Annotated in this window: 21 protein-coding genes and 1 pseudogene; 14 read left to right on the forward strand and 8 right to left on the reverse strand. The window is 43.0% G+C overall.

All coding sequences use genetic code 11. The annotated features are described in order from the left end of the window. The first annotated feature begins 11 nt into the window (after positions 1–11). From trmB to U5K35_RS09050, 9 genes and pseudogenes are all read left to right on the forward strand, one after another. The gene (trmB, locus tag U5K35_RS09005) at positions 12–689 is read left to right on the forward strand and encodes a tRNA (guanosine(46)-N7)-methyltransferase TrmB (protein ID WP_322571127.1); all 678 of its coding nucleotides are present in this window, start codon (positions 12–14) and stop codon (positions 687–689) included. 93 nt (positions 690–782) lie between these two features. Continuing rightward, positions 783–1,370, forward strand: a complete 588-nt coding sequence (locus tag U5K35_RS09010) for a TetR/AcrR family transcriptional regulator (protein ID WP_322571128.1) — start codon at positions 783–785, stop codon at positions 1,368–1,370. A gap of 12 nt (positions 1,371–1,382) precedes the next feature. After that, a complete protein-coding gene (locus U5K35_RS09015; RefSeq protein ID WP_322571129.1) occupies positions 1,383–3,884 on the forward strand; it encodes an acyl-CoA dehydrogenase in 2,502 nt (833 codons plus the stop codon). 786 nt (positions 3,885–4,670) lie between these two features. Further along, positions 4,671–7,145, forward strand: a complete 2,475-nt coding sequence (gene thrA, locus U5K35_RS09020) for a bifunctional aspartate kinase/homoserine dehydrogenase I (RefSeq protein WP_322571130.1) — start codon at positions 4,671–4,673, stop codon at positions 7,143–7,145. A 40-nt stretch (positions 7,146–7,185) separates the two neighbouring features. Continuing rightward, positions 7,186–8,137 (forward strand): annotated as a pseudogene (locus U5K35_RS09025) (homoserine kinase). Between the two features lie 38 nt (positions 8,138–8,175). Further along, complete coding sequence (gene thrC, locus U5K35_RS09035) at positions 8,176–9,495, forward strand: threonine synthase (RefSeq protein ID WP_322571133.1); 1,320 nt, start codon at positions 8,176–8,178, stop codon at positions 9,493–9,495. A gap of 328 nt (positions 9,496–9,823) precedes the next feature. After that, entirely contained in the window at positions 9,824–10,036 is a 213-nt protein-coding gene (gene rpmE, locus U5K35_RS09040) for a 50S ribosomal protein L31 (protein ID WP_322571134.1), read from the forward strand. A gap of 70 nt (positions 10,037–10,106) precedes the next feature. Continuing rightward, positions 10,107–10,313 (forward strand): hypothetical protein, encoded by a 207-nt coding sequence (locus U5K35_RS09045; protein WP_322571135.1) that lies wholly within the window; start codon positions 10,107–10,109, stop codon positions 10,311–10,313. Further along, positions 10,300–10,743 carry an MBL fold metallo-hydrolase gene (locus U5K35_RS09050; RefSeq protein ID WP_322571136.1) on the forward strand — a complete coding sequence of 148 codons (444 nt, stop codon included), beginning with the start codon at positions 10,300–10,302 and terminating at the stop codon, positions 10,741–10,743. Before U5K35_RS09045 ends, U5K35_RS09050 begins: the two co-directional genes overlap by 14 nt. Before the next feature lie 223 nt (positions 10,744–10,966). Here the strand turns inward: U5K35_RS09050 and U5K35_RS09055 are convergent, their stop codons facing one another. From U5K35_RS09055 to U5K35_RS09065, 3 genes are read right to left on the reverse strand one after another with little or no spacing between them, the layout of a single operon-like run. Then, positions 10,967–11,596, reverse strand: coding sequence for a hypothetical protein (locus U5K35_RS09055; RefSeq protein ID WP_322571137.1), 630 nt, complete (start codon positions 11,594–11,596; stop codon positions 10,967–10,969). A gap of 28 nt (positions 11,597–11,624) precedes the next feature. Next, entirely contained in the window at positions 11,625–12,140 is a 516-nt protein-coding gene (lptE, locus tag U5K35_RS09060; RefSeq protein ID WP_322571138.1) for an LPS assembly lipoprotein LptE, read from the reverse strand. Further along, positions 12,127–13,416 carry a sigma-54 dependent transcriptional regulator gene (locus U5K35_RS09065; RefSeq protein ID WP_322571139.1) on the reverse strand — a complete coding sequence of 430 codons (1,290 nt, stop codon included), beginning with the start codon at positions 13,414–13,416 and terminating at the stop codon, positions 12,127–12,129. The genes lptE and U5K35_RS09065 overlap by 14 nt, the downstream gene beginning before the upstream one ends. Positions 13,417–13,650: 234 nt before the next feature. Between U5K35_RS09065 and U5K35_RS09070 the strand changes: the two genes are divergently transcribed. From U5K35_RS09070 to U5K35_RS09090, 5 genes are all read left to right on the forward strand, one after another. Further along, positions 13,651–14,223 (forward strand): RNA polymerase sigma factor, encoded by a 573-nt coding sequence (locus tag U5K35_RS09070; protein ID WP_322571140.1) that lies wholly within the window; start codon positions 13,651–13,653, stop codon positions 14,221–14,223. Then, complete coding sequence (locus tag U5K35_RS09075) at positions 14,220–14,921, forward strand: hypothetical protein (RefSeq protein WP_322571141.1); 702 nt, start codon at positions 14,220–14,222, stop codon at positions 14,919–14,921. Before U5K35_RS09070 ends, U5K35_RS09075 begins: the two co-directional genes overlap by 4 nt. Then, positions 14,918–16,168 carry a glycogen-binding domain-containing protein gene (locus tag U5K35_RS09080; RefSeq protein ID WP_322571142.1) on the forward strand — a complete coding sequence of 417 codons (1,251 nt, stop codon included), beginning with the start codon at positions 14,918–14,920 and terminating at the stop codon, positions 16,166–16,168. The genes U5K35_RS09075 and U5K35_RS09080 overlap by 4 nt, the downstream gene beginning before the upstream one ends. An 11-nt stretch (positions 16,169–16,179) precedes the next feature. Further along, a complete protein-coding gene (locus tag U5K35_RS09085) occupies positions 16,180–17,067 on the forward strand; it encodes a hypothetical protein (RefSeq protein WP_322571143.1) in 888 nt (295 codons plus the stop codon). A gap of 145 nt (positions 17,068–17,212) precedes the next feature. After that, complete coding sequence (locus tag U5K35_RS09090; RefSeq protein ID WP_322571144.1) at positions 17,213–18,037, forward strand: DUF4382 domain-containing protein; 825 nt, start codon at positions 17,213–17,215, stop codon at positions 18,035–18,037. A 167-nt stretch (positions 18,038–18,204) separates the two neighbouring features. Here U5K35_RS09090 and miaB read toward each other — a convergent pair whose 3' ends face one another. The 5 genes from miaB to pyrE all read right to left on the reverse strand — a co-directional run bounded on the left by miaB (position 18,205) and on the right by pyrE (position 23,122). Next, positions 18,205–19,566: a tRNA (N6-isopentenyl adenosine(37)-C2)-methylthiotransferase MiaB gene (gene miaB / locus U5K35_RS09095; RefSeq protein ID WP_322571145.1), complete on the reverse strand. Its 1,362-nt coding sequence runs from the start codon at positions 19,564–19,566 to the stop codon at positions 18,205–18,207. A gap of 154 nt (positions 19,567–19,720) precedes the next feature. After that, complete coding sequence (locus tag U5K35_RS09100) at positions 19,721–21,034, reverse strand: hypothetical protein (RefSeq protein ID WP_322571146.1); 1,314 nt, start codon at positions 21,032–21,034, stop codon at positions 19,721–19,723. Positions 21,035–21,116: 82 nt separating this feature from the next. Next, on the reverse strand, positions 21,117–21,953 hold the full coding sequence (locus U5K35_RS09105) for an FKBP-type peptidyl-prolyl cis-trans isomerase (RefSeq protein ID WP_322571147.1): 837 nt from the start codon (positions 21,951–21,953) through the stop codon (positions 21,117–21,119). Between the two features lie 33 nt (positions 21,954–21,986). Continuing rightward, positions 21,987–22,466 (reverse strand): hypothetical protein, encoded by a 480-nt coding sequence (locus U5K35_RS09110; RefSeq protein WP_322571148.1) that lies wholly within the window; start codon positions 22,464–22,466, stop codon positions 21,987–21,989. Then, the gene (gene pyrE / locus U5K35_RS09115; RefSeq protein ID WP_322571149.1) at positions 22,454–23,122 is read right to left on the reverse strand and encodes an orotate phosphoribosyltransferase; all 669 of its coding nucleotides are present in this window, start codon (positions 23,120–23,122) and stop codon (positions 22,454–22,456) included. Before pyrE ends, U5K35_RS09110 begins: the two co-directional genes overlap by 13 nt. Between the last annotated feature and the right edge of the window lie 32 nt (positions 23,123–23,154).

A 23,154-nucleotide genomic window follows, 5' to 3' on the forward strand; every position in this document is an offset into this window, starting at 1 on the left:
CAAAATTAGGGATGTCTAAAAATAAGCTTCAGAAATTCGAGGATGTAGATAGATTCTCGAACGTTTTTGAGTATACGGATTACGAAGATGGAACTGCCAAACCGAAGGGAACGTGGAATGAAGAAATATTCAAGAATGATCATTCCATTGTACTTGAACTTGCGTGCGGCAAAGGGGAGTACACGGTAAATCTTGCCCGCCGGAATCCGGATAAGAATTTTATCGGGATTGATAAAAAAGGATGGCGCTTGTGGAAAGGCGCCAAACGGGCACTTGAAGAGCCGCTGCCTAACGTTCATTTCATGCGGATCTTCATCGATCACTTGGCAGAATATTTCGAAAAAGGCGAAGTAGATGAGATCTGGATCACTTTTCCTGATCCCTATTTAAGAGACTCCCAGTCATCCAAGAGACTTACCTCTCCAAAATTTTTAAATATCTATAGAAAAGTGCTAGCTCCGAATGCGACCGTTCATCTCAAGACGGATTCTGATGAACTGTACGATTTCACGCTTGAAACAATTGCTGAAGAGAATTGTGAGATTGTAGATCAGGTAGATGATGTATACGCTGAGCGCCCGGATGACCCCATCTTGACGATCAAAACTTTTTACGAAAAGATGCATCTTGAAAAGAGAAAAACCATTCACTATATCGCATTTCGGTTAAATAGTGAAAGTGATCATTAGAATCCTTCTATAACAATTTAGCCCGTCCTATTGACATTCCCATCAGATTTGATAAATTAACACTGTGAACTTAACAGTGTTAACCTATAGTATATGTCTCTAAGGGAAGAAATTCTTGATGTAAGCAAAGAACTGCTTCTGAAACATGGATTCAGCAAGATTTCGATGCGTAAGATTGCCAGGAAAGCAGATGTAACAGCCACAAGCATCTACCTGCACTTTGAAAATAAGGATGATCTGCTTCTCGCTTTGGTCGAGGAGAGTATTGCCAAATTGAATAAAGTATTGAGGAATGCATTGGATGAGGCTGCCAGCCCGATCGAGCAGTTGAAATCTTTGACCGATGCTTATGTGGATTTTGCTCTCAAAAATCCACAAGAGTACGAGATTATCTATATGGTTCGCCCGGAGGAGATGCCGAAGTATCCCAAAGAGAAATTTCAGCAGGTTAGGGAGATTTATGAGCTTCTTGCCGGAATAATTAAGCGTGGAAAAGAGCGGAATCTGTTTGATGTGGAGGATCCGCTGGTAAGCGCATACACGCTTTGGGCTCAGATTCATGGAGTCGTTTCTGTGGTTCTGGGTAAACGACTGGATACCAGAGTTCCGATAGAACGATTTTTGGATCTTGCGACAGATCACATCATACAAGGATTTATCATACAAAAAACACCCGCTTAAAAGGAGTCAGTTATGGAAGCTTTAATCGAACAACTTGGATTTTTCAATGAAATGGCCACCTGGGCAGTTTGGTCCGGAATTGTCCTCATCTTTCTAATATTTGGATTTACGGGAGCCCCGCTGTGGATTTGGGCCGTTGCAGGACTGGTGGCCCTGGCCGGATTGGGAGCACCCGTCTGGTTAATATCAGCCTTCATCGTACTGGCTGTAATTTTTAATGTGAAGGCGATTCGAAGAACCTTGCTATCCGGACCGATCATGAAGGTGCTGGAAGCACTGAAGATTCTTCCGGCTATATCCGAAACCGAGCAGACAGCTATCGATGCGGGTACGGTTTGGGTTGAAGGTGAACTCTTTTCAGGCAGTCCGGATCTGAAGAGAATGAACAGCGAGGCCTATCCTGATCTGACAGATAAAGAGCGTGAATTTATGGATGGACCGGCCGAGGAGCTGTGCTCCATGGTATCGGATTGGAAAGTGTTTCAGCGAAAAGGTTTTGATGATGAGACCTGGAATTTTATGAAAGAAAAGCGCTTCTTCGGTTTGATTATTCCGGAGGAGTATGGCGGTTATGGTTTTTCTGCAAACGCCCACAGTGCTATTGTTGCCAAACTGGCTTCCCGATGCGGACCTCTTGCCACTACGGTAATGGTCCCGAACTCATTGGGTCCTGCTGAACTTTTAATGCATTACGGTACCCAGGAGCAAAAAGATCACTATCTGCCGCGACTTGCCAAAGGTGAAGAGATGCCGTGTTTTGCACTGACAGAGCCCAATGCAGGCTCAGATGCGGGCGGTATGCAGAGTGAGGGTGAAGTATTTAAAGGCGATGACGGTGAACTTTATCTGAAGTTAAACTGGGATAAGAGGTACATCACACTTGCGGCTATCTCCACAGTCATTGGTTTGGCTTTTAAACTAAAAGATCCCGATAACCTTCTTGGTAAAGGCGAGAATCTGGGAATTACGGCTGCTTTGGTTCCAAGTGATACAGAGGGCGTTGAGCTCGGTAAAAGACATGATCCGCTGGGTGTTCCGTTTTACAACTGCCCGACGCGCGGTAAGGATGTAATCGTTCCTGTCGATGCTATTATTGGCGGAGTTGAAGGCGCAGGTAACGGCTGGAGAATGCTGATGGAATCGCTCGCGGTGGGACGAGGAATTTCTCTGCCCGCTCAGGCGATCGGCGGTGCCAAAACAGCAACTCGTGCTGTGGGAGCCTACGCATTGATTCGAAAACAGTTTGGATTGAACATCGGTAAGTTTGAAGGTATAGAAGAGCCGATGGCCAAGATTGGCGGCTATACTTATATGATGGATGCTGCAAGGGGTTACATCTGCGGAGCCCTGGATAAAGGTGCAAAACCTGCAGTTGTTACCGCTATTGCCAAGTATAACTTTACCGAACTTGGCAGGGAGATTGTCAATGATTCGATGGACATTGTGGGCGGCGCAGGCATTTCTATGGGGCCACGGAATATTTTTGCCCACAGCTATATTGCCATGCCAATTGCCATCACCGTGGAAGGCGCGAATATCCTGACAAGGACGCTAATGATCTTTGGACAGGGTGCAATCCGAAGCCACCCTTATGCGCTGAAGGAGATCGAGGCACTGATGAATAAGGACGTGAAGAAGTTTGATGATGCTTTCTGGAAGCACATCGGTCATGTGGTTAAGAACGAAGTGCGTTCCTGCTTGCTTAGTATTACGCGTGGACGACTGGCTTCCTCGCCTGTAAGCGGACCCGCAGCGAAGTACTATCGAAAACTGGCGTGGGCTTCCGCATCCTTTGCGTTTATGGCCGATATGGCTTTGGGATCATACGGCGGCGCGTTGAAAATGAAAGAGAAGCTTGCCGGCCGCTATGCTGATATTCTCAGCTGGATGCTTCTGGCAACGGCTACGCTGAGAAGATTTGAAGCAGAAGGCCGTAAAAAAGAGGATGAAATATTTCTGCACTGGTCTATGCAGCACGCATTCTACAGAATCCAGACAGCATTCGATGAGATCTATTCAGAGATAGAAGTTCCGGGTCTGAGCTGGCTGTTCAGAGGTCCGGTTGGATTATGGTCTCGAATGAATCGTATAGGGAAAAAACCATCCGATAAGCTGGGTCATAAAGTTGCTCAAGCGATGCAGGTTAGGGGAGATCAACGAGATAGATTGACGTCAGGAATATATGTGCCTGAATCAGCGGATGAAGCTCTTGGTAAGTATGAGTACGCGATGAAAGTGATTGAAGAGTCATTCCCGATTTACAAGAAGCTGTACAAAGCGACCAAGGCGGGAGAAATCAAGAAAGCTCACGTACTGAAGCAGCTTGATGCGGCTCTCGAAAAAGGTGTGATCACCCAGGACGAAGCTGAGATAGTCAAGAAAACCGAGGAAGCTCGTTTTGACGCAATTCTTGTTGATGAGTTTACCCTCGACGAATACAATCGATCCGCTGTTTCCGAGGATGAAATTCCACTGGGCTATCGTAAGGATGACGGTGAAACGGTTTTGGTTTAGCCTTTAAAAGAGAGGATCCGGAGTAGGGTAAGGGTTTATCCGTGAACTCCGGATCACTTTTAAGAGACAAAGTGGATTGTTTTTTTGATGGCCACAATTGTGGATCATGCCTACGGCATTCTGAAATTCGTATGTATTTCATCTACCACAGGTTGAAACCTGTGGCTATAGGTTGAGCCACAGCTACGCTGTTTGGGTTATTCATCCTAATCAATTCGATAGTAATATAGATGTCTTCTTCCCGTTCGTTTTTGACTTTAAAAATTCATCTACAATTAAGGGAAATTCATATATGAGTCCAATCCTGTGTCACTATATGCGATTCATATTATAACGAGGTTGTCCAAAAAGTGAATAAACCAAGCTTAAATAATTTAGACTTTATATCCCTCTCTATTAGTTAGAGAGGGATATAGGGTGAGTTTGAAGGAGAAAACTAAATTATTTAAGCGCTACTCGAACTAATGTCCCTTTTTGGACAGTCTCATTTCTCATGTTGCCATATTCAATGACATAAAATTGAACTCACGATAATTCGCGATAAAATTCAGAATTGAAAGACCACCTGTAAAAGGGAATTATTTTGAGATATTGATCAGGAGTACTATAATCTCACCTCTCAAACTTCTGGAATTTTCCTAATTCATATTTGGGCTAAAATATCTGTTTCTTTCTAAATGCTTGGAAGCCCTTCGTGTTTAAAAGATGCTTTGACTAAAGATTTTGTTGAAGACAGCAGTGCGATTGGGTAACATTGCAGGTATATATTAATCATGAATGTGCAGAATGAGAATTTTAAAATTTGGTGGAAGCTCCGTAGGGACTCCTGAAGCGCTCGAACGTGTAGTTGCAATTATTAAGGAAAAGCAGAAAGAGGACCGACTGATTGTTGTTGTATCTGCATTTAAAGGTGTTACCAATCAGCTTTTTGAATTGGCTTCCCTTGCTGAGGAATATGATAGCCGTTACGAGGATATTTTAACGGATATCGAAAAAAGGCATATCGATACAATCAACCAAGTAATACCTGTTAACAACCGCAGCGATGCTATAACTGATTTCAAGATTATGCTCAATGAACTTGAGAATGTTCTCAAAGGGGTGTCGCTGGTTCAGGAGCTATCAAATAAAACCCGTGACTTTGTTGTTGGATTCGGAGAACGATTTTCTGCATCCATTTTGAGTGCCTGTCTACAGAACAGGGGAATAGATTCGCTTTATACGGATACCCGTCAACTCATCAAAACAGACACAAGTTTTGGCGCGGCCAAGGTAATTACTTCGACTACTTATATGAATATAAAAGAGTTCATCAAGCGGAATGATGAAAATGTAATTGTGGCCACAGGGTTTATTTCATCATCAGAAAAAAATGAATCCACAACCTTGGGCAGAGGCGGATCGGATTATACGGCCTCACTCTTCGGGGCAGCTACCGGCGCAAAAATGATTGAAATCTGGACGGATGTGGATGGTTTAATGACCGCAGATCCAAGAAAAGTTGAGCGTGCATTTTCGGTTGATTACGCCTCCTATGAAGAAGCCATGGAAATGTCTCATTTTGGCGCGAAAGTTATTTACCCGCCAACTATTCAGCCTGTGTTGAAATTAGGTATTCCAATTTTAATTAAAAACACGTTCAAGCCCGAACATCCCGGGACACTTATTCAGCAGAAAAGAGAGACGGTGAACGGGAATATAAGGGGTATCTCATCCATTGATAACATTGCGTTGATTACCATTAAAGGGAGCGGTATGATTGGCGTCAGCGGTGTGGCAGCACGAATTTTCAGTGCACTTGCCAAGGAGAGTATTAATATTATTCTCATCACCCAATCATCTTCGGAACACACGATTTCAATGGCAGTGATGCCAAACCAGGCTCATGCAGCAAAAACGTCGATTGAACTGGAGTTCAGTGAAGAGATTAAGCACGATATCATAGACGAAATACGGATTGAAAAGGAGATGTCTGCCATTGCCGTTGTAGGAGAAAATATGCGCCAGATACCGGGTATTGCCGGTCAGGTATTTTATGCGTTGGGTCGTAACGGTATTAACGTTGTTGCCATTGCACAGGGCTCATCCGAGCGAAATATCTCTTTTGTGGTGGATAGAAAGAATGAGAAGAAAGCCGTGAATACTATTCACGATGCATTCTTCCTATCAGGGGAAAAATCTATCAACCTGTATTTGGTTGGTACGGGATTGATAGGAGGTATGCTTTTGGAACTTCTGGAGAATCAAAAAGAGGAGTTGAGAACCAAATACCAGCTTGATATTCAGTTAAAAGGTCTTGCAACAAGCCGGAAAATGCTGATTGGTGAATCGTCAGTTTCATTGTCAGATTGGGAAAGAGAGCTGGATGAGAATGGACGGGAAATGTCGCTCAGCAAGTTTGTGGAAGAGATGAAAGCGGCAAACTTGTCGAACAGTATTTTTATTGATTGTACAGCCAGCCCGGATATTCAAACGGTGTATGAAGATATTTTGAAACAGAGTATTTCAATCGTTTCACCAAATAAACAGGCAAATTCCTCATCGATGGAGTTTTATAATCTGCTCCAGAAAACAGCCGACAAACATAATTGTGCATTTAAATTCGAAACCAACGTAGGGGCCGGACTCCCGATTATTGAAACCATTCATGAACTGGTGCGAACCGGCGACAAGGTAGATCGTATTGAGGGAGTATTGTCAGGTACACTGAGCTATATTTTCAACAATTTTGATGGACTGTCGTCTTTTAGCGACGTGGTAAAAACCGCAAAAGAAAAGGGATATACCGAGCCCGATCCGCGTGAAGATCTGAATGGCAATGATGTGGGCAGAAAACTTTTAATACTGGCAAGGGTGGCCGGTAATAATGTTGAGATGGAGGATATAGATATTCAAAATCTGGTACCGGAAGACGCCAGGGAAGTGGAAAGTGTGGATGAATTTTTCAATAAATTGAAGAAACACGACGATCACTACAACCGCCTGCAAAAAGAGGCGTCCTCAGATAATAAAAAGCTGTGTTACATCGCCCGATTTGAAAATGGGAAAGGTGTTGTGAAACTGGAAAAAATTGATGACTCACACCCATTTTACAATCTATCGGGCAGTGACAATATTGTAGCATTCTACACAACTTACTATGATGAGTCTCCGCTGATTGTGAAAGGACCGGGCGCAGGAGCCAAGGTTACTGCAGCAGGCGTAATTTCTGATATTTTACGTGTTGCAAATACAAAGGCATCCAATAATGCGGGAGACTAAATTTTATGGCTTGCTTAATTAAACGTTCTAAATAGATAAGATGGGAGAAAGTAAAAGGAAATCAGTTACGGTTTTTGCCCCGGCCACCGTTGCCAATGTGGCGTGTGGGTTTGATGTACTGGGATTTGCAATACACGGGTTGGGTGATGAGGTTACAGCCACGGAAAGTGATCAGCCCGGAATAACGATTGCGGCCATTGAGGGAGATGGAGGTAAACTTCCGCTTGAAACCGAAAAGAATACAGCCGGACTTTCAGCAACATCACTTCTTAAAGAATTGGGCAACGGGGATACACCTGGAATTGAACTCAGAATTAAAAAAAATATGCCTCTTGGCAGTGGTCTGGGTTCCAGTGCCGCAAGTTCAGCCGCAGCAGTTGTAGCGGTTAACGAACTTTTAGGGAAACCGTTTACAACATCAGAACTGTTGCCATTTGCGGTAGATGGAGAAATGGCGGCAAGTGGAACAGCACATGCCGATAACGTAGCCGCTTCACTTTTTGGCGGATTTATACTTGTGAAAACACATCAACCGCCGGATGTAATTACTTTACCCACGCCAAAAAATCTTCACTGTACAATTGTTCATCCGCATATCGAAATAAAAACCAAAAATAGCCGGAAGATCTTGAAAAAAGAGATTCTTCTGGAGAAAGCGGTGACTCAGTGGGCAAATTTAGGAGCGCTGATTGCGGGGCTTTACACGAATGACTACAGCCTGATTGCCCGTTCTCTTACATGATGAAATTATTGAACCGGTACGGTCAGTTTTGATACCCGGCTTCAGTGAAATGAAATCAGCAGCTATACAAGCTGGTGCTTTGGGATGTAGTATTTCAGGATCAGGACCTTCTGTTTTTGCCCTTAGCAAATCAAAAAAAGAGGCTCAGGTTATTGGAGAAAAAATGGGAGAGACCCTGAAAAATTTGGGGCTCGATTTTGATATTCATATATCTAAAATCAACACAGAAGGTGCCAAAGTTACGGGATGAATTCGCTTTGGATATTAAACAGTTAAAATGCCAAATAGATGAAATTTATTAGCACCAGGGATAACTCTCCTGCAGTCAGCTTTTTTGAAGCGATGCGCAGAGGTCTTGCACCGGATGGAGGCCTGTATATGCCGGAGCAAATACCCAAGATTTCGGAGGATTTTTGGTCATCCATTCCGGGCAAAAGCTTTCCGGAAATAGCATTTGAGATGGCCAAACCTTACCTGGAAGAGGAGTTAACGGAAAACACTTTAAGAACTGTAGTTGAAGAAGCTTTCGACTTTCCGGTTAGAATGAAAAGCCTTGGAAACAGACAGCACGTTCTCGAACTATTTCATGGCCCGACGCTTGCTTTTAAAGATTTTGGTGCCCGTTTTATGGCTCGCCTGTTCTCTGAGAATGCTCAAAAAGAGAGTGAAGAAGTGACTATCCTCGTCGCAACATCGGGTGATACAGGAGGGGCTGTGGCGCATGGGTTTTATAAGGTGCCCGGCGTTAAAGTATGTCTGCTGTATCCAAAAGGGAAGGTGAGTCCTCTGCAGGAGAAACAGATGACAACCCTTGGCGAAAATATTACAGCTCTTGAAGTGGACGGTGTATTTGATGATTGTCAGCGCCTGGTGAAGAAAGCGTTTTTGGATAAAGAACTGAATGAAAAACTTCAGCTCAGCTCAGCCAATTCCATCAATATTGCCAGGCTTCTCCCTCAGTCTTTTTATTATGCATATGCGGCCGGGAAACTAATGGAGCAGGGTGTATCTGATCCGCCTGTCTTTTCGGTACCCAGCGGGAATTTCGGTAATCTAACAGGAGGGATGCTTGCCGGGCAAATGGGGCTGCCCATCAAACATTTTCTGGCTGCTACCAATGTGAATGATGTAGTGCCTGAATACTTGAGAAGCGGGGATTTTAAACCTAAAGATTCTGTTCAAACCATTTCTAACGCCATGGATGTTGGCAACCCAAGCAATTTTTCCCGAATGAAATTTCTGTTTAAAAGTTCAGGCAGTAAGATGAAAGATCAAATTTCAGGTTATTCGTACTCTGACGAAGAAACACGCCAAACCATATTGGATGTCTATAAAGAAGAAGAGGGTTATCTTCTTTGCCCTCATACAGCCATTGGGTATCGGGCAGCGATTGAATATCAGTCTGAAACAAATACAGGCAACCATTTAATTACACTTGCCACAGCACACCCGGTTAAATTTCGCGATGTAATTGAGCCTGAAATTGATAAAAAGATAGAGCTGCCTGCCAGGTTAAACCGCACCCTCAAGAATAAAAAAAAGGCACTATCAATAGATAAGAATTACGGATCATTCAAGGAACAATTAATGCAATTACATTCACGCTGAATATTTTGATAAGAATGTAAATTGACCTGTGTTCGAGATATGGAACTGAGTCTAGAAAGTCCCCCTTCGAAGGGGGAAGAGTCCGTCAGCCGACGGACGAGGGGGGATGACCTAATGGACTGAGATTTGGCTTAAAAATTCATCAATTAGCTTCGAATCTATTACTTATCATCCCCTGCCCACTATATCAGAAAAGGGACACTCTTTGGCAAATTTTCATCTCTAACCCACGGTAAGTTATTTCATTTTCACCTATGGATTGCAAAAGCGAAAACGATCCCGTATCTTTGAATTCTATAAAAGATTCAACCAACGCCAGACCACGATTATGAAAAAAGGAATTCATCCCGATTATAAAGAAATCACAGTTGTACTAAGTGATGGTACTGAGATGAAAACAAGAAGTACCATGAACGTTTCAGATGGTATCTACAAAAGTGAGGTAGATTCTAAAAACCATCCGTTTTACAACAAAGACCAAAAAATTACGCAAAAAGCGGGACGTATCGATCGTTTCAACAAACGATACGCGAAGAAGTAAAGCCGCTTAATAACCCATTATCTGAGGATGTAGTGAATTTCGCTACATCCTTTTTTTATATCTGACAATTATGGACGTGAAACAGTATACCGTCGGCCCGTTCGCTGAGAACATCTATCTGCTAACAAAAAATCAGAAAGCCATTCTGATTGATCCCGGGTTTTTTGATCCGAGAGAATTTGCCGTTTTTAAAAGTGATCTTGAAGAATCGGACACTGAATTGATTGCAGTAGTTGCTGACACACGCCCACATCGATCACATCATGGGACTGGATAAAGTTCTCAAGGAGTTTGATGTGCCCGTATATCTAAATCACAGCGATCTTTATCTCTGGAATAACTATCCGGATCAGGCTAAAAGATTTGGTTTTAGAACTTCCGGATTTGATTTTACTCCGGAAGAGATGGCGGAACAGCAGGGCTTGTCAGTTGGTCCGTTTACGTTTGATGTGCTTTTCACTCCGGGCCATTCACCCGATCATGTTTCACTTTATTTCAGTGATGATCAGCTCCTTATTGCGGGAGACGCACTGTTTCGTGAAAGTATAGGCCGTACGGATTTGTACAAGGGAGATTTGGATATTCTTACAGAATCAATCAAAGAGAAACTCTATACGCTTCCTGAAGAGACGAAAGTACTCCCAGGTCATGGTCCATCAACTACCATTGGTTACGAAAAAACCAATAATAACTTTGTGAAAGGATAGATCGGTCGGCTAGCGATCTTTTTTTAAACGTGAGTACGATATGTCTTCTTTATAGAAAAGACTTATACCGGTTTTTAAGTACAAGGTAGCCACGGCACATCTTTTGACACGAAGCGAAACACGGAAGCCACTGAATTACTTCTGTAATTTAGTTGCTGATATCAGTGGCCAGTTATATAACACATGATGTTTATGAACTTCTAGCTCAGATTTTATCTCGAGCTCACGTTTTTTTGTTTTCCGCCAGCTTTTGCTGAAGACGGAAAATCTGCTCATCGTAATACTCTTTCTTAGCCGAATTGGTACGTCTCAACTTTTTAAACGTTTCAATTGCGCCTTTGTAATTCCCCTGCTTTTCATGGATTACTGCAAGTGTTTCTGTAACGATATCATCAACATTGTTACTTGCCTCACTTAAATCAGGTTGTTCCTTCTCATCTTCTGAAAGATCCGGTTTGATTCGCTTTTTTTCTGCAGAAGAGAGTTTCGCAATGAGTGAATCGAGATCCTGGATGGGGTGTCCTCTGTCGTTGTTGAATTGACGTTTAAATGGTTCACGTGTGGGCTCCGGCTCCCACGCTTCAAAATGATGGGGGTGGCTCATCATATAGTGCAGACGGTCCATCAGCTTGCTGCCGGGTGCAAGAATTTTTGCGTGCATTGCCGCCTGTACAGCTTCTTGTTTCCGGCTGTTGCGATGATAGAACCATGCCAGGAAAAAATACCCTACCGCACCCGCATTGCGTTTGGTGATATGATTTTCGAGCCGTTCGATTGCAGCCTCCGGATCGGAATCAAACTGCTCGACGTAACTCTGAAGTGATTTGGGTATTTGTTCTGCCGTTAATTGCATGGTCAAAAGTAGGTAATGAAGAGATGATTTACCAATTGCTTACCGCATCGTTGAACATATTATTTGCAATCTGCTGTAGTGCGGTTTCTGCAGCTTCCATTTCACCCTCAACTGGGTTATCAAGAGTATTATATGTAGCACTGCCGCTAAAGCTTTTGTTCCACAATGGTTCATCATCTTTTTGATACTGAAAAGTAGCTCTTACGGTAATCTGAATTTCGTTGATATTTGCCTGTTCATCTCCGCGGACACTGAACGGACGATTTACGTATCTCTGTATCGCACCCTCAACAAATGCATCTGATGATTCCTGATTGTTTGCGAGTGACAACCGGCTCTGATTTACAAAACGATTGATCAACGCCCGGTTTAAACGATCACTCAGATCTCCCAGACCACTTTGAGACTGATCAGGAAAAAAGGGAATATTAATTGTGTTGACATCTGATGGAATAGATGTACCTGTAAAACTATAGCTGATACATCCCGATACAAATACGGAAAGCAGAAGCACAAAAAAGAGGTTTCGTTTATTGAAGGTCATATTGGTCCAATTTTCTGTAGAGTGTACGCTCACTAACACCCAGCGCATCAGAAGCCTTTCTTCTATTTCCTTCAAAACGCTTTAAAGCCTGTTCAATCAAAAACTTTTCAGCCTCTTCAATCGATGGAATCTCTTTATCTGAGAAGAAATCCTGAATTTCATCTGTTTCCTCCTCTTCAGGTGATTCGGCCGGACTTGATATGCCAAGTGAATCCTTGCCAGAAGGATCCCGGTAAATGTGTCCGGAAATATCATTTGGATCGATGTCGCGCGGCACGGCGCTGGGAAGTGCTTTTAATTCTTTATCCGAAAATGTTGAATAGACAAACTTTGCGAGCATCTTTTTCAGGTCGGTTATGTCTCCCTGCATCTCAAGCAGAGCGCGGTAGATAATTCCCATGTCGGTTCCGCCGGGACTTTCAAAAGAGTCATCTTCATCATCCGCGTATTCACTTCTGGAGAGAATGGGCAGGTTATCCGTTGACCCCAGGTGCTGCCGCCCTTTCAGGTATTTTTGCAGGCGGTCTTTATCAATGAATTGAGATTTTTCGAGAACCACCAGCTGCTCCGCCACATTTCGAAGCTCACGGATATTACCCGGCCAGCGGTATGATATCAGCAGATCCTTGGCTTCATCAGAAAATCCCTGAAAAACTGAATCGTACTTTGAGGAGAATTCGGTAACAAATTTTCTAAATATAGGGATGATATCATCCTGGCGATCCCGAAGTGGCGGTAGTTTGATTTTGACCGTGTCCAGACGGTAGTAGAGATCTTCCCGGAATTTTCCCTCTTTTACAAGTTCCCAAAGATCCTGGTTGGTTGCGGCAATTACCCGAACATCGGCGGTGAACATTTTACTTGATCCAACACGGAAAAACTCACCGCTTTCCAGAACCCGAAGCAGTTTTACCTGAATGTTTTTGGGAGTATCACCGATCTCATCCAGGAAGATGGTTCCATTGTCTGCTTTTTCAAAATATCCTTTACGAGCTTCATGTGCACCGGTAAACGAACCTTTCTCATGACCAAAAAGCTCACTCTCTATAATTCCCTCGGGTATGGCGCCACAATTTACAATTACCAGATCATTACGGCTTCGATTGCTGAGCGAATGGATTGCACGTGCAGTTACATCTTTACCAACACCACTTTCACCCTGTAATAAAACCGTTATATCCGTACCGGAAACCTGCATGATTTTATCGATCACCTGCTTAATAGCAGTTGATTCACCAATAATTCCGTAACGCTCCTGTAATGCTTCTCTGTCCATAGTATGTCTTTATTATTTAGACCTTAAAGGTAATAAAGTTCTGATTCTTGGCATAGAGTCGATTTAAGCTTTAGTGGCTTAAAATTCATAAAATGAAGCTGAAATTTATAAATCTGCGGTGTATTAAATTAAGATGCATGGTTACTCAAAATAATTATCAGTAACCTTTTGTAAAATGGATCGTCACACCATCGTATACGCATGCAGGCAAGTTATTAGCTTAAAGTATTTTAGATGAGCGAAGAAGCTGAACACGAGGAATTTCAATTGGTGGATAAAATCCTGGCGGGACAGCGGGATCTATATTCTGTGCTGGTTGAAAGATATTCGTCTATGGTTTTTCATGTAGTACGCCGTTTCGAAAAAGATTCGGATGAAGCTGAAGAGCTGGCTCAGCAGATATTTGTTAAAGCGTATGAAAAGCTTGATCGGTTTAATAAAAAATCAAAATTCTCAACCTGGCTTTATTCATTAGCGATGAACCACTGTCGAGACTATGCGAAGAATGTAAGGCGTGATAATCGAAGGATCAGCGAAATGGAGTCGGGGTTTTTAGACTTGAATTTTACGGATCAGCAAACTCCTCATTTAAAACTGGAGATGAGTGAGTGGAGTAAGCTTTTAAAGCAGTCGTTGCTTGAGCTGTCTGATGATTACTCTCTGCCTTTTTTAATGAAGTACAGGGATGGAATGAGCTATAAAGCGATGTCTGAAAAAACGGGTGTATCCATAAGTGCTTTAAAAGTAAGGGTGCACAGAGCACGGAAAGAACTAAAATCACGATTGGAAAATGAGGTGCAACCATGAGTAACAAAAATTTAAATAATGAGGAACTGTTTCAGCTTTATCTGGACGGTGAGTTGAATGAAGAGCAGGAAAAACGCGCACTGCACATGATTGCTGATGATCCTGAAATGCGTTCCATGCTTCGTTTCGAGCGAACACTGACTCAAAACTTTAACAGCGAACCGGATCCCGATTCTTTTTCTGTGCCTGAAAACTTCAGCAGTAACGTAATGAATCGAATTGAAAGTTTAGACAGAGAAAAAGAGAAAAGTGCAGCAAAAGGCTTGTCTCTTCTGAAGCCCAGAGAGGTTTCGATTCGGCCCATTTATGCAGCTGCGGCAGCTATTTTAATGATGTTTACCTTTGGTTATCTGCTTTTGAATGAACAGGAACAGGATGAAATGGCTTCATTTGTTGAGGAAGACCGGTCTGTCCAACAGGTTGCAGAGCAGGAATCTGAAGTATGGATTCGATTTATCTATTTTGATGAAGAGGCTGAAACCATGGCTGTTGCCGGTGACTTCAGTGATTGGGATCCTGTAAGTTTAACGAGAGATGAAGTTAATGGTAAAACAGTCTGGACAGGCATGATTCCGGTGGTAAGGGGAGAACATCACTACATGTTCGTGAAAAATGGAAATGAGTGGGTTACGGACCCTCTTGCAGACGTAAAGGTTGACGACGGATTCGGGAATAAAAATGCTGTGCTCTATTTATGAAAAAGTGGTTAGCTGTACTTATCAGCGTATTATTTATACCGTTTGACGCTTATGGTCAGGAGTGGGACACTCTGCTTCTTTTAGACGGCAGAACCGGGTATACATCTAATACTTACTTAAACCCGATGTTGTCTGAATGGAGTCGGGAAAGCAATACAGGCTACGGCACAATTACTCCAATGGGGAATATTTTTGTGTCTAAAAATCAATTTTCAGCTGATCTGACTACAGGTGGGTCGTATAGCCAGTTTACGGACGACAACAATGCATGGACGTCACTTTTTCTGCTCCTCAATGCAAATTATCGAATTACAGATCGCTTGGGACTGGGGATTGAAACCGGCGGCAGCGATTATTCTATGCAATCCAAACAGTCCATCTTTTGGGCACAACCGGTTTTAAGTTTTTCTCCCTCGCTGTTTACCAGAGTGAACCTCAAAGCAGGCTCTTCATTTAGGAAGATTAATTTTGATGATGTGGAAGAGCAATCAGGTTATGAACAGTTTAATAACTACGCTGTTGAGTTTGAAACATGGCCGACCTTTAGATGGCAACTGAAATTAGGTGTCTTTGGAGATCTGGATAATCCTGCGGAAAGTTTAGGTGCACGTGCTTCATCAGACATTAACCTAACGAGAAATTGGGATATGAACCTGCGTGCCGGTATTGAAAGGTACCGGTTTCAGATAATGACGGATGGGGGAGGTGGCGGTGGTGGATTCCCTCCGGGTGGCAATCCCGGAAATGAAACGACCACTACCGATGAAGCAGATATTCTTTACAGGATTTCAGCCGGGGTTAAATACCGGATTAATTCAATTTGGGAGGCCTCTGTCAGCACAGACTATTTGAACTACTACTCTACGGTTACAGAAGAGTCGGTTTCCGATATTCACGCTTCAATAGGTTTTCGAGTAACTTTATTTAATAGTAGTCGTCATACCGATGAAGCAAGAGTTGAAGTGAGGCAAAACGGAACGCAGTCAATTTTCTTGAATTTAAAATACGATGGAGAAGGTCATTTATATATCCTTGGTGATTTTAATGACTGGCAGAAACCGGGGATTCCACTCGTTAAACAGAGACGAAATAGATATGCTGCTCAACTTTCGCTGGATTCAGGTGCTTACGAATATAAAATTTTGCTGATTGAAGGAGATGAGGAAAAATGGCTTGAACTATCTGAAGACACCTATACGGTGAATGATGGCTTTGGCGGAGAAAATGGATTGATTATTACTGATTAAACACAACAACTATGAAAACGATAATTAAAACAATCAAAAGAAGTTCGAAGGTGGCAGGTTTGGTGCTCCTGCTTGCAATTCCGGTTAATTTATTTGCCCAGGAAACAGTTGAGAGTTTATTGGATCGTGCAACTGCATCGGGAATAGATCAAACCAGAATTACGGAGGTTCGGCAGCGAGTTCAGGAAAGAGGTATGAGTGATCAAGAATTTATGAGCATCATACAGCCGGCTATAGATATGGCAGATGAAAACTTACCTTATGAAATGATATTTGAAAAAGTACTTGAAGGTTTATCAAAGGGAGTTTCTACTCAGCGAATGGCTCCGGTACTGTCCTCTATTCATGAGAATGCATCAAGATCTGCACAGTTTGTTGACCGATGGATGCAGCGATCAGAAGTGCGAAAGTTTGTTGAAAGAGGTGAGGGTCGAATGGAGAGAGAACAGTTTCGAAATGAGATGGTTAAGGCCGGATCTAAAGCCATGATGCAAAATATTGATGAAGGGATATTGATTGAAACCTTAAACAATGTATCTGAGGGGAATATGGATAAGGTAAAGCCGTCCGGTTTGTTGGCTGCTATTAATATTTTGGGTGATCTGCCTAACGGATCTAATTCAGCCTCACAAAATGCAAGATTGGTACTCAGAGCATTGCAAAGTGGTTTTGAAGCTGGGGATATTCAAAAATTACCTGCAGCCCTAAATATGGCTCAAAGAAGAAGCCAGTTGCCGGCAGCAGCAGTTGGAAAAGGATTTATGGAACAGATAGAGAGAGGTTTTCCAAGTGAGAGAATATTGCAGAATATGTTTAATGGTCAGGTAGGAGGCGGGCCTCCCGGTAACGTACCGGGCGGTATAATGAATGAAAGACCGGGAAGACCCGGCGGGAATTAAACAAAAAGGGCGCTGATGGCGTCCTTTTCTTTTTTAGAGAGTTTTTTAAAATAAATGTAACGCTTTTGATTTAGGGTCGTCGTACTTGCAAATACACGAAACGAACACAGTAGCAATTTCAAATAACAACAAAACAGATAGAGTTATGAAAACCCTAAATAGCATTTTCAATAAAACACTGGCCGCAATCCTGGCTATCGGAATGATCGCTTTCGCAGGTTGCTCAATTGACAGCACACCCGGAATGGGAACACTTGAAGTAAAACTGCACGATGCACCGGCCGACTACGATGAAGTAAATGTTTTCATTGAACGAGTAGAAGTAAATAATAGTGAAGATGAAGAATCAGGCTGGCAGGTGGTAAGTGAGCCAAATCAGCAATACAATCTGCTGGAACTCACAAACGGAGTATTTGAAATGATCGGAGAGGTAGAGCTTGAAGAAGGCTTCTATCCGCAGATCCGTCTGATTCTAAGCAGAGACAATAACAATGTTGTAATTGACGGTGAAGTACATGATCTCTTTATCCCAAGCGGTGCACAGACAGGTGTTAAACTGAACGTTAATGCGGAAATTGAGGAAGGATTTACATACACCCTCCTATTGGATTTTGACGCGCTCCGTTCCGTACATAAAACCGGGCAATCTCCTGTATTGGATTATATTCTCAAGCCGGTAATTCGTGCAACAAACGAAGCTGTTACCGGAAATATCGGAGGAGTTGTTAATCCTATTGAAGCCAGAGCGGCGGTATTTGCAATTGCAGGAGAAGACACACTCTCTTCAACCTATGCGAATGAAGAGTCCGGTGAGTTTCTGCTGGTTGGTCTTGAAGATGGAACCTATGATGTTTCTGTTGAACCCAGAGAAGAGGGCTTTGGCAGTGAATATCTCGAAAATGTAGAAGTGACTGTGGGTGAGACTACAGATCTGGAAACCATTGAACTGACCACAGAGAGTAACGAGTAGTTACCTTTGTTTGTTTGTTAAGTTTGAGTATTGACCCCGAACTGTACCGGATCAAGTATTGGTAATACTTCCATAGATCCGAATACAGATGAGAGAACACAAAAAAAGCTCCGATGGAAATCGGAGCTTTTTTCTTTTAAATCTGAAATGGTTGGTAAATTTTCCTGCTATGCAGTAACCGCAGTCTGACCAAAAAACTCTTCAATAGAGCTTTTTCGAATAGGTTTGGTAATCAGCGTTGCTGATGTGTAGTCGGTAACTTCAACTTCAACATAGTCGCCCTTTTGAAAATCTCTTCTGTCAAAAACGGCCATCTTATTTGTGTCTGTTCTTCCGGAGAGTTGCTGATCTGATTTTTTACTGGTCCCTTCAACAAGTACAAGATGTCTTTTGCCAACTTCATCCTTGTTATTCTTCTCCTGAATACTCATCTGCTGCTGAATAATCTCAGATAATCTTCGCTTTTTAACATCTTCAGGCACATTGTCCTCATATTTACGAGCGGCAAGTGTTCTTTCCCGTTCAGAATAGGCAAACATGTAAGCCAGATCGTATTCAACAGTCTTCATCAGAGACATGGTTGCTTCATGCTCTTCTTCAGTCTCATCACAGAAGCCCGCAATGATATCTGTGGAGAGAGACACACCCGGAATGATCTCCCTCATTCTGTCAATTAATTTAAGATACTGTTCACGGGTATAGGGCCGGCGCATTCTTTCAAGCATGGTATCGCTACCCGCCTGAGCCGGAATGTGAATATAGTTGCAAAGGTTTGGTCGCTCAGCAATAAGATGTAAAAGCGGCTCCGGAAAATCTTTCGGGTGAGGAGAGGAGAACCGGAATCTTATTTCAGGGTTAGCCTTGCTGATCTCATCCATCAGCCTGGTAAAATCGATATCCTCGTATTGGTATGAATTTACATTCTGCCCCAAAACGGTGATCTCTTTATAGCCCTGCTCATTCAGCTGATTCACTTCATTCATGATACTGCTAAGAGGACGACTCCGCTCACGGCCACGTGTAAACGGTACAACACAAAAAGCGCACATGTTGTCGCAGCCTCGCATAATGGATACAAAAGCAGTTACTCCATTGCCGCTTGTCCGAACCGGTGTAATGTCGGCATAGGTCTCTTCAAGGGAGAGAAGAACATTTACGGCTTTCCGTCCATCGTTTACTTCTTTGAGGAGATTGGGAATATCCCGGTAGGCGTCCGGACCCACAACGATATCAACCAGCTGCTCCTGTTCGATAATATTCTCTTTGATGCGTTCGGCCATACAACCCAGAACACCGACAGTTAACTCTTTTTTCTCTTTCTTGAGTGAGCGAAACTCCTTTAAGCGATTCCAAACACGCGTTTCGGCATTCTCACGGATTGAACAGGTGTTTACAAAAATAACATCGGCTTCTTCGGCAGATTGAACAGGGCTCATACCCTCATTCATCAGAATGGAGTTCACAACTTCTGAGTCGGCCATATTCATCTGGCAACCGTAAGTTTCTATATAAAATCGTTTATCACTCATAACAGCGAATTTGGAAAGAAAAGTTATTGAAATAAAATAACGGACATGGTTGACCGCAATAGAGCATGAAAAGATACAAATTTAAAAAATGGATGTCATAACAGAATCAGGATCTTAATTCTGCTTTCGTGTTCTGAAGTGAGTAAGACTTTAGTTACTCAATGTCACCTTCAGGCGAGGTAATTAATTTGAATATATCTCTGCCGGATTTTTGTGGGCCGCCAAAATCGCCGTCATTGGAAAGAGTCCATCCGGTGAATGCGATGTTGCCATTGGGTAATCCAATGACTGATTCGGCGGTTTCATCAAGTTCACCGCCATAGGTTTTCAAATAGTTCAGAGATCCGCTTAAACTGAGGTTAACCAGGAAAATATCTGTATTACCCAGGTTTAACTCTTCAAAATCTCCGTCGTCAGATGCTGTGTGACCAACCGCTGCAATGTTGCCGTTCTCAGTTTCAGCAATTCCGGTTAATCCTTCCGTATTGCTTCCTCCAAAAGTGTTGAGCCACTGGATGCTTCCGAAATCCGAAGTTTTTAGAACAAAGGCATCATTTTCGCCGCTATTCGAATTTTGGAAGATTCCATTATTTGAAGAAAACCGTCCGGCGATGGCAAATCCATTATCTGATGTGGTAACAACAGAGTTGGCAATTTCCGCACCGGTTCCACTGTATGTGTAGAGCGAGTTGAATATCCCGTTTGGTTCGAGTTTCAAAAGAAAAGCTCCGCTTTCACCCGGCTGCCGCCCACTGAAATCACTGTCGGATGATGAGTATGAACCTACAACAGCAATTTGTCCATTAGGGCCAATAGTCAGATCCAATGCTTCGTCATTTTCTGCACCGCCAAATGTTTCAAGCCATTGAATTTGCCCGCTGTTGTCGGTTAACATGACAAAGGCATCTTTAGAGAAGTTTGAGCGACCCGAGAAATTCCCGTTAACTGAACGCGTGGATCCCGCAATCAGATATCCACCGGTCGGTCCTTGAATTAAAGCATAACCGTAATCCTCATTCGCCCCGCCATATGTTCGAGTCCAGATCAGCTCACCGTTGGAGGGAGATATTTTAATCAAAAAAATGTCATTCTCTCCGCGATTCATGTTTGGAAACTGATCGTCATCTGATCGGTTATATCCGGTGATGAGGAAATCTCCGCGAGCATCCTGAATGACATCCATTGCCCAGTCGCTGTTGGAACCGCCATAGGTATTTACCCACTGTTGTGTTCCGTTAGCGGTCAGCTTTAGTACAAAAACATCTCGGTTTCCGCGTGCCTGACCGGAGAAAATACCATCTACAGAAGTTGTAGTCCCAATGATCAGGAAGCCGCCATCTTGCGTGCGAATAATGGTTTTACCAAGATCATCATTGGTTCCGCCATAAGTGAATTCGGACTCCGGTTCGGTTGGTTTTTCCGGAGGCTGGGTGATCGACTCTGCATCACAGGATACCAGTGAGATCATTAACAGCAATGAAATAATTATGGAAATGAGACAACGCATGGCTGATAGGATTAATTTGAAGCCGTTAAGTGTAGTTAATTAACTACCCTGCATTCACCAAGAGTTCCACTTCAAACACTAATACGGCACCTTCCGGGATTGATTGTGGAGGAGATTCGCCATAACCGAGGTTAGCAGGTACAAATAATTCATAAATACCACCTTCCTTCATGAGTTGTATTCCTTCAGAAAATCCGGGAACTACGCCCTGAAGATTAAATTGTGAACCTTCGGGTGGAGATTGATCGAATACATAACCATTGGTAAATGTGCCGGTATAATTTACCCGGACTTGACTATTTTCATCTGGGCTTGATCCGTCACCTTGCTCAATGATTCTGTATTGTAACCCGCTTTCCGTCACTTGTACATCTTCTCGTTCGGCATTATCAGCTAAAAACTCGTTGGGCCGCTGAAGGAAGGAGTCGAGTGTCATGTCAAAAATCAAAACGGATCCGGGACGAATAGGGCTCCCTTGTGGTGGGTTATCTCCGTAGCCCAGTTCGGGTGGGATCACAAATTCATACTCAGACCCAACTTCCATCAGCTGAATTCCTTCATATAATCCGGATAAAACGTCGCTGGTTAAAGGAAAATAGTCGAGCTGAGTTGTGCGAACAAATACTTCGTCGTTGATGAGGCGTCCCTCATATTCCAAAAATACGACGGCACCGTCGTATGGTCTTTCACCGTCACTCTCTTCCAGGACTCGATATTGAAGTCCGCTTTGCGTAACCGTTACACCCTCTTTTTGGGCATTCTCTTCGAGAAATTCAGTTTCGTCAACGGGTTCTCCAAAAGGATTACCCGGATCACTTAAACAACCGGTTGTTAAAAACGAAGCGAGCAGTAGAGGTAAAATTAGGTAATTGATCTTCATAAATAGTGTAAATTGAAAGGTGTTAAAAAAGGATCAAAGTGTTGCTGATTCCGGCAGTTTTTGTATCAGCGACTGTATATTCAGGACATCGGATGATACAGAGTGCTCGATGTCTGAGCTCAGCTGTTCACTGTAAAATTGTTCATTCGTGTAGCGGCTCCAAAACTGTCGCTGACGGTCAATGACCGGAATGATGCTTTCAATCTGATCAGGCTCAAAGAAAAGAATCTTTCGATGGAGCTCTTCCAGAGCATCATTGATCTGACTTGCCAATGTAACGACAAAAGGAGAGCGATGTTTCGTTTCATCCTCCAGTAAATTTTGGAGCCCAAACAAGTCAAGCCTGATTTTGTGGCAGAGCATAAGCAGATCAGACTTGCGGATAACTTCGGGCTGTCCGGCTTGTTGCTTGTAGTAATTATAATTTCTGATGAATTTTCGGCTTGTGGTAAGCGTGGCTGCAGCAGCTGCAGCCGTAAACTCAATCAAATCTTCAGGATCTAGTTTGGCCACTCTTCCGGATTTTCCCTCCAGGCACTTAACATCTTCAGATCACTCTCCGCAATATAATCCTCTTCGAGGGCTACCTCGATCAGTGTGGAGTAATCCGTAAGACAGTAAACCGGAATATTCAAATTGGTGAATTGTTCAATGGCTTTCTGAAAACCGTATGTGAAAATACAAAGTACCCCTCGTACATCTGCACCGATAAACTGAAGAGCTTCAATAACGGAAACGGCCGAACCGCCTGTTGAAATCAAGTCTTCAATTACAACGGTTGACTGGCCTTTATCAACTCCACCCTCTATTTGATTGCCCAGGCCATACGCTTTGGCTTTAGCTCGTACATAAGCGAGTGGCATGTCCAGATTTTCAGCAATCCATGCTGCATGAGGTATACCGGCTGTTGCAGTTCCGGTTATAACTTCAACGTCACTGAAGTCTTCATTGATGATGTCTATAAAAGCCTTGGAAATTTTCTTTCTGATTTTTGGATATCTCAGAGTCAGGCGGTTATCGCAATATATGGGTGAATTCCATCCTGACGACCATGTAAATGGGTCGTTGGGTCGTAAAATAACGGCGTCTATTTCCAGTAGGTGCTTGGCCAGTTCCCTGGCAAAGTCTTTGTCTACGATTCTATTGATTCTGTTTTTTTCTTCTAACATGTTGTATTTATCTATACTCCTGTAATCTGAAA

The organism is Rhodohalobacter sp. (genome assembly GCF_034521535.1).
GTDB lineage: Bacteria > Bacteroidota > Rhodothermia > Balneolales > Balneolaceae > Rhodohalobacter.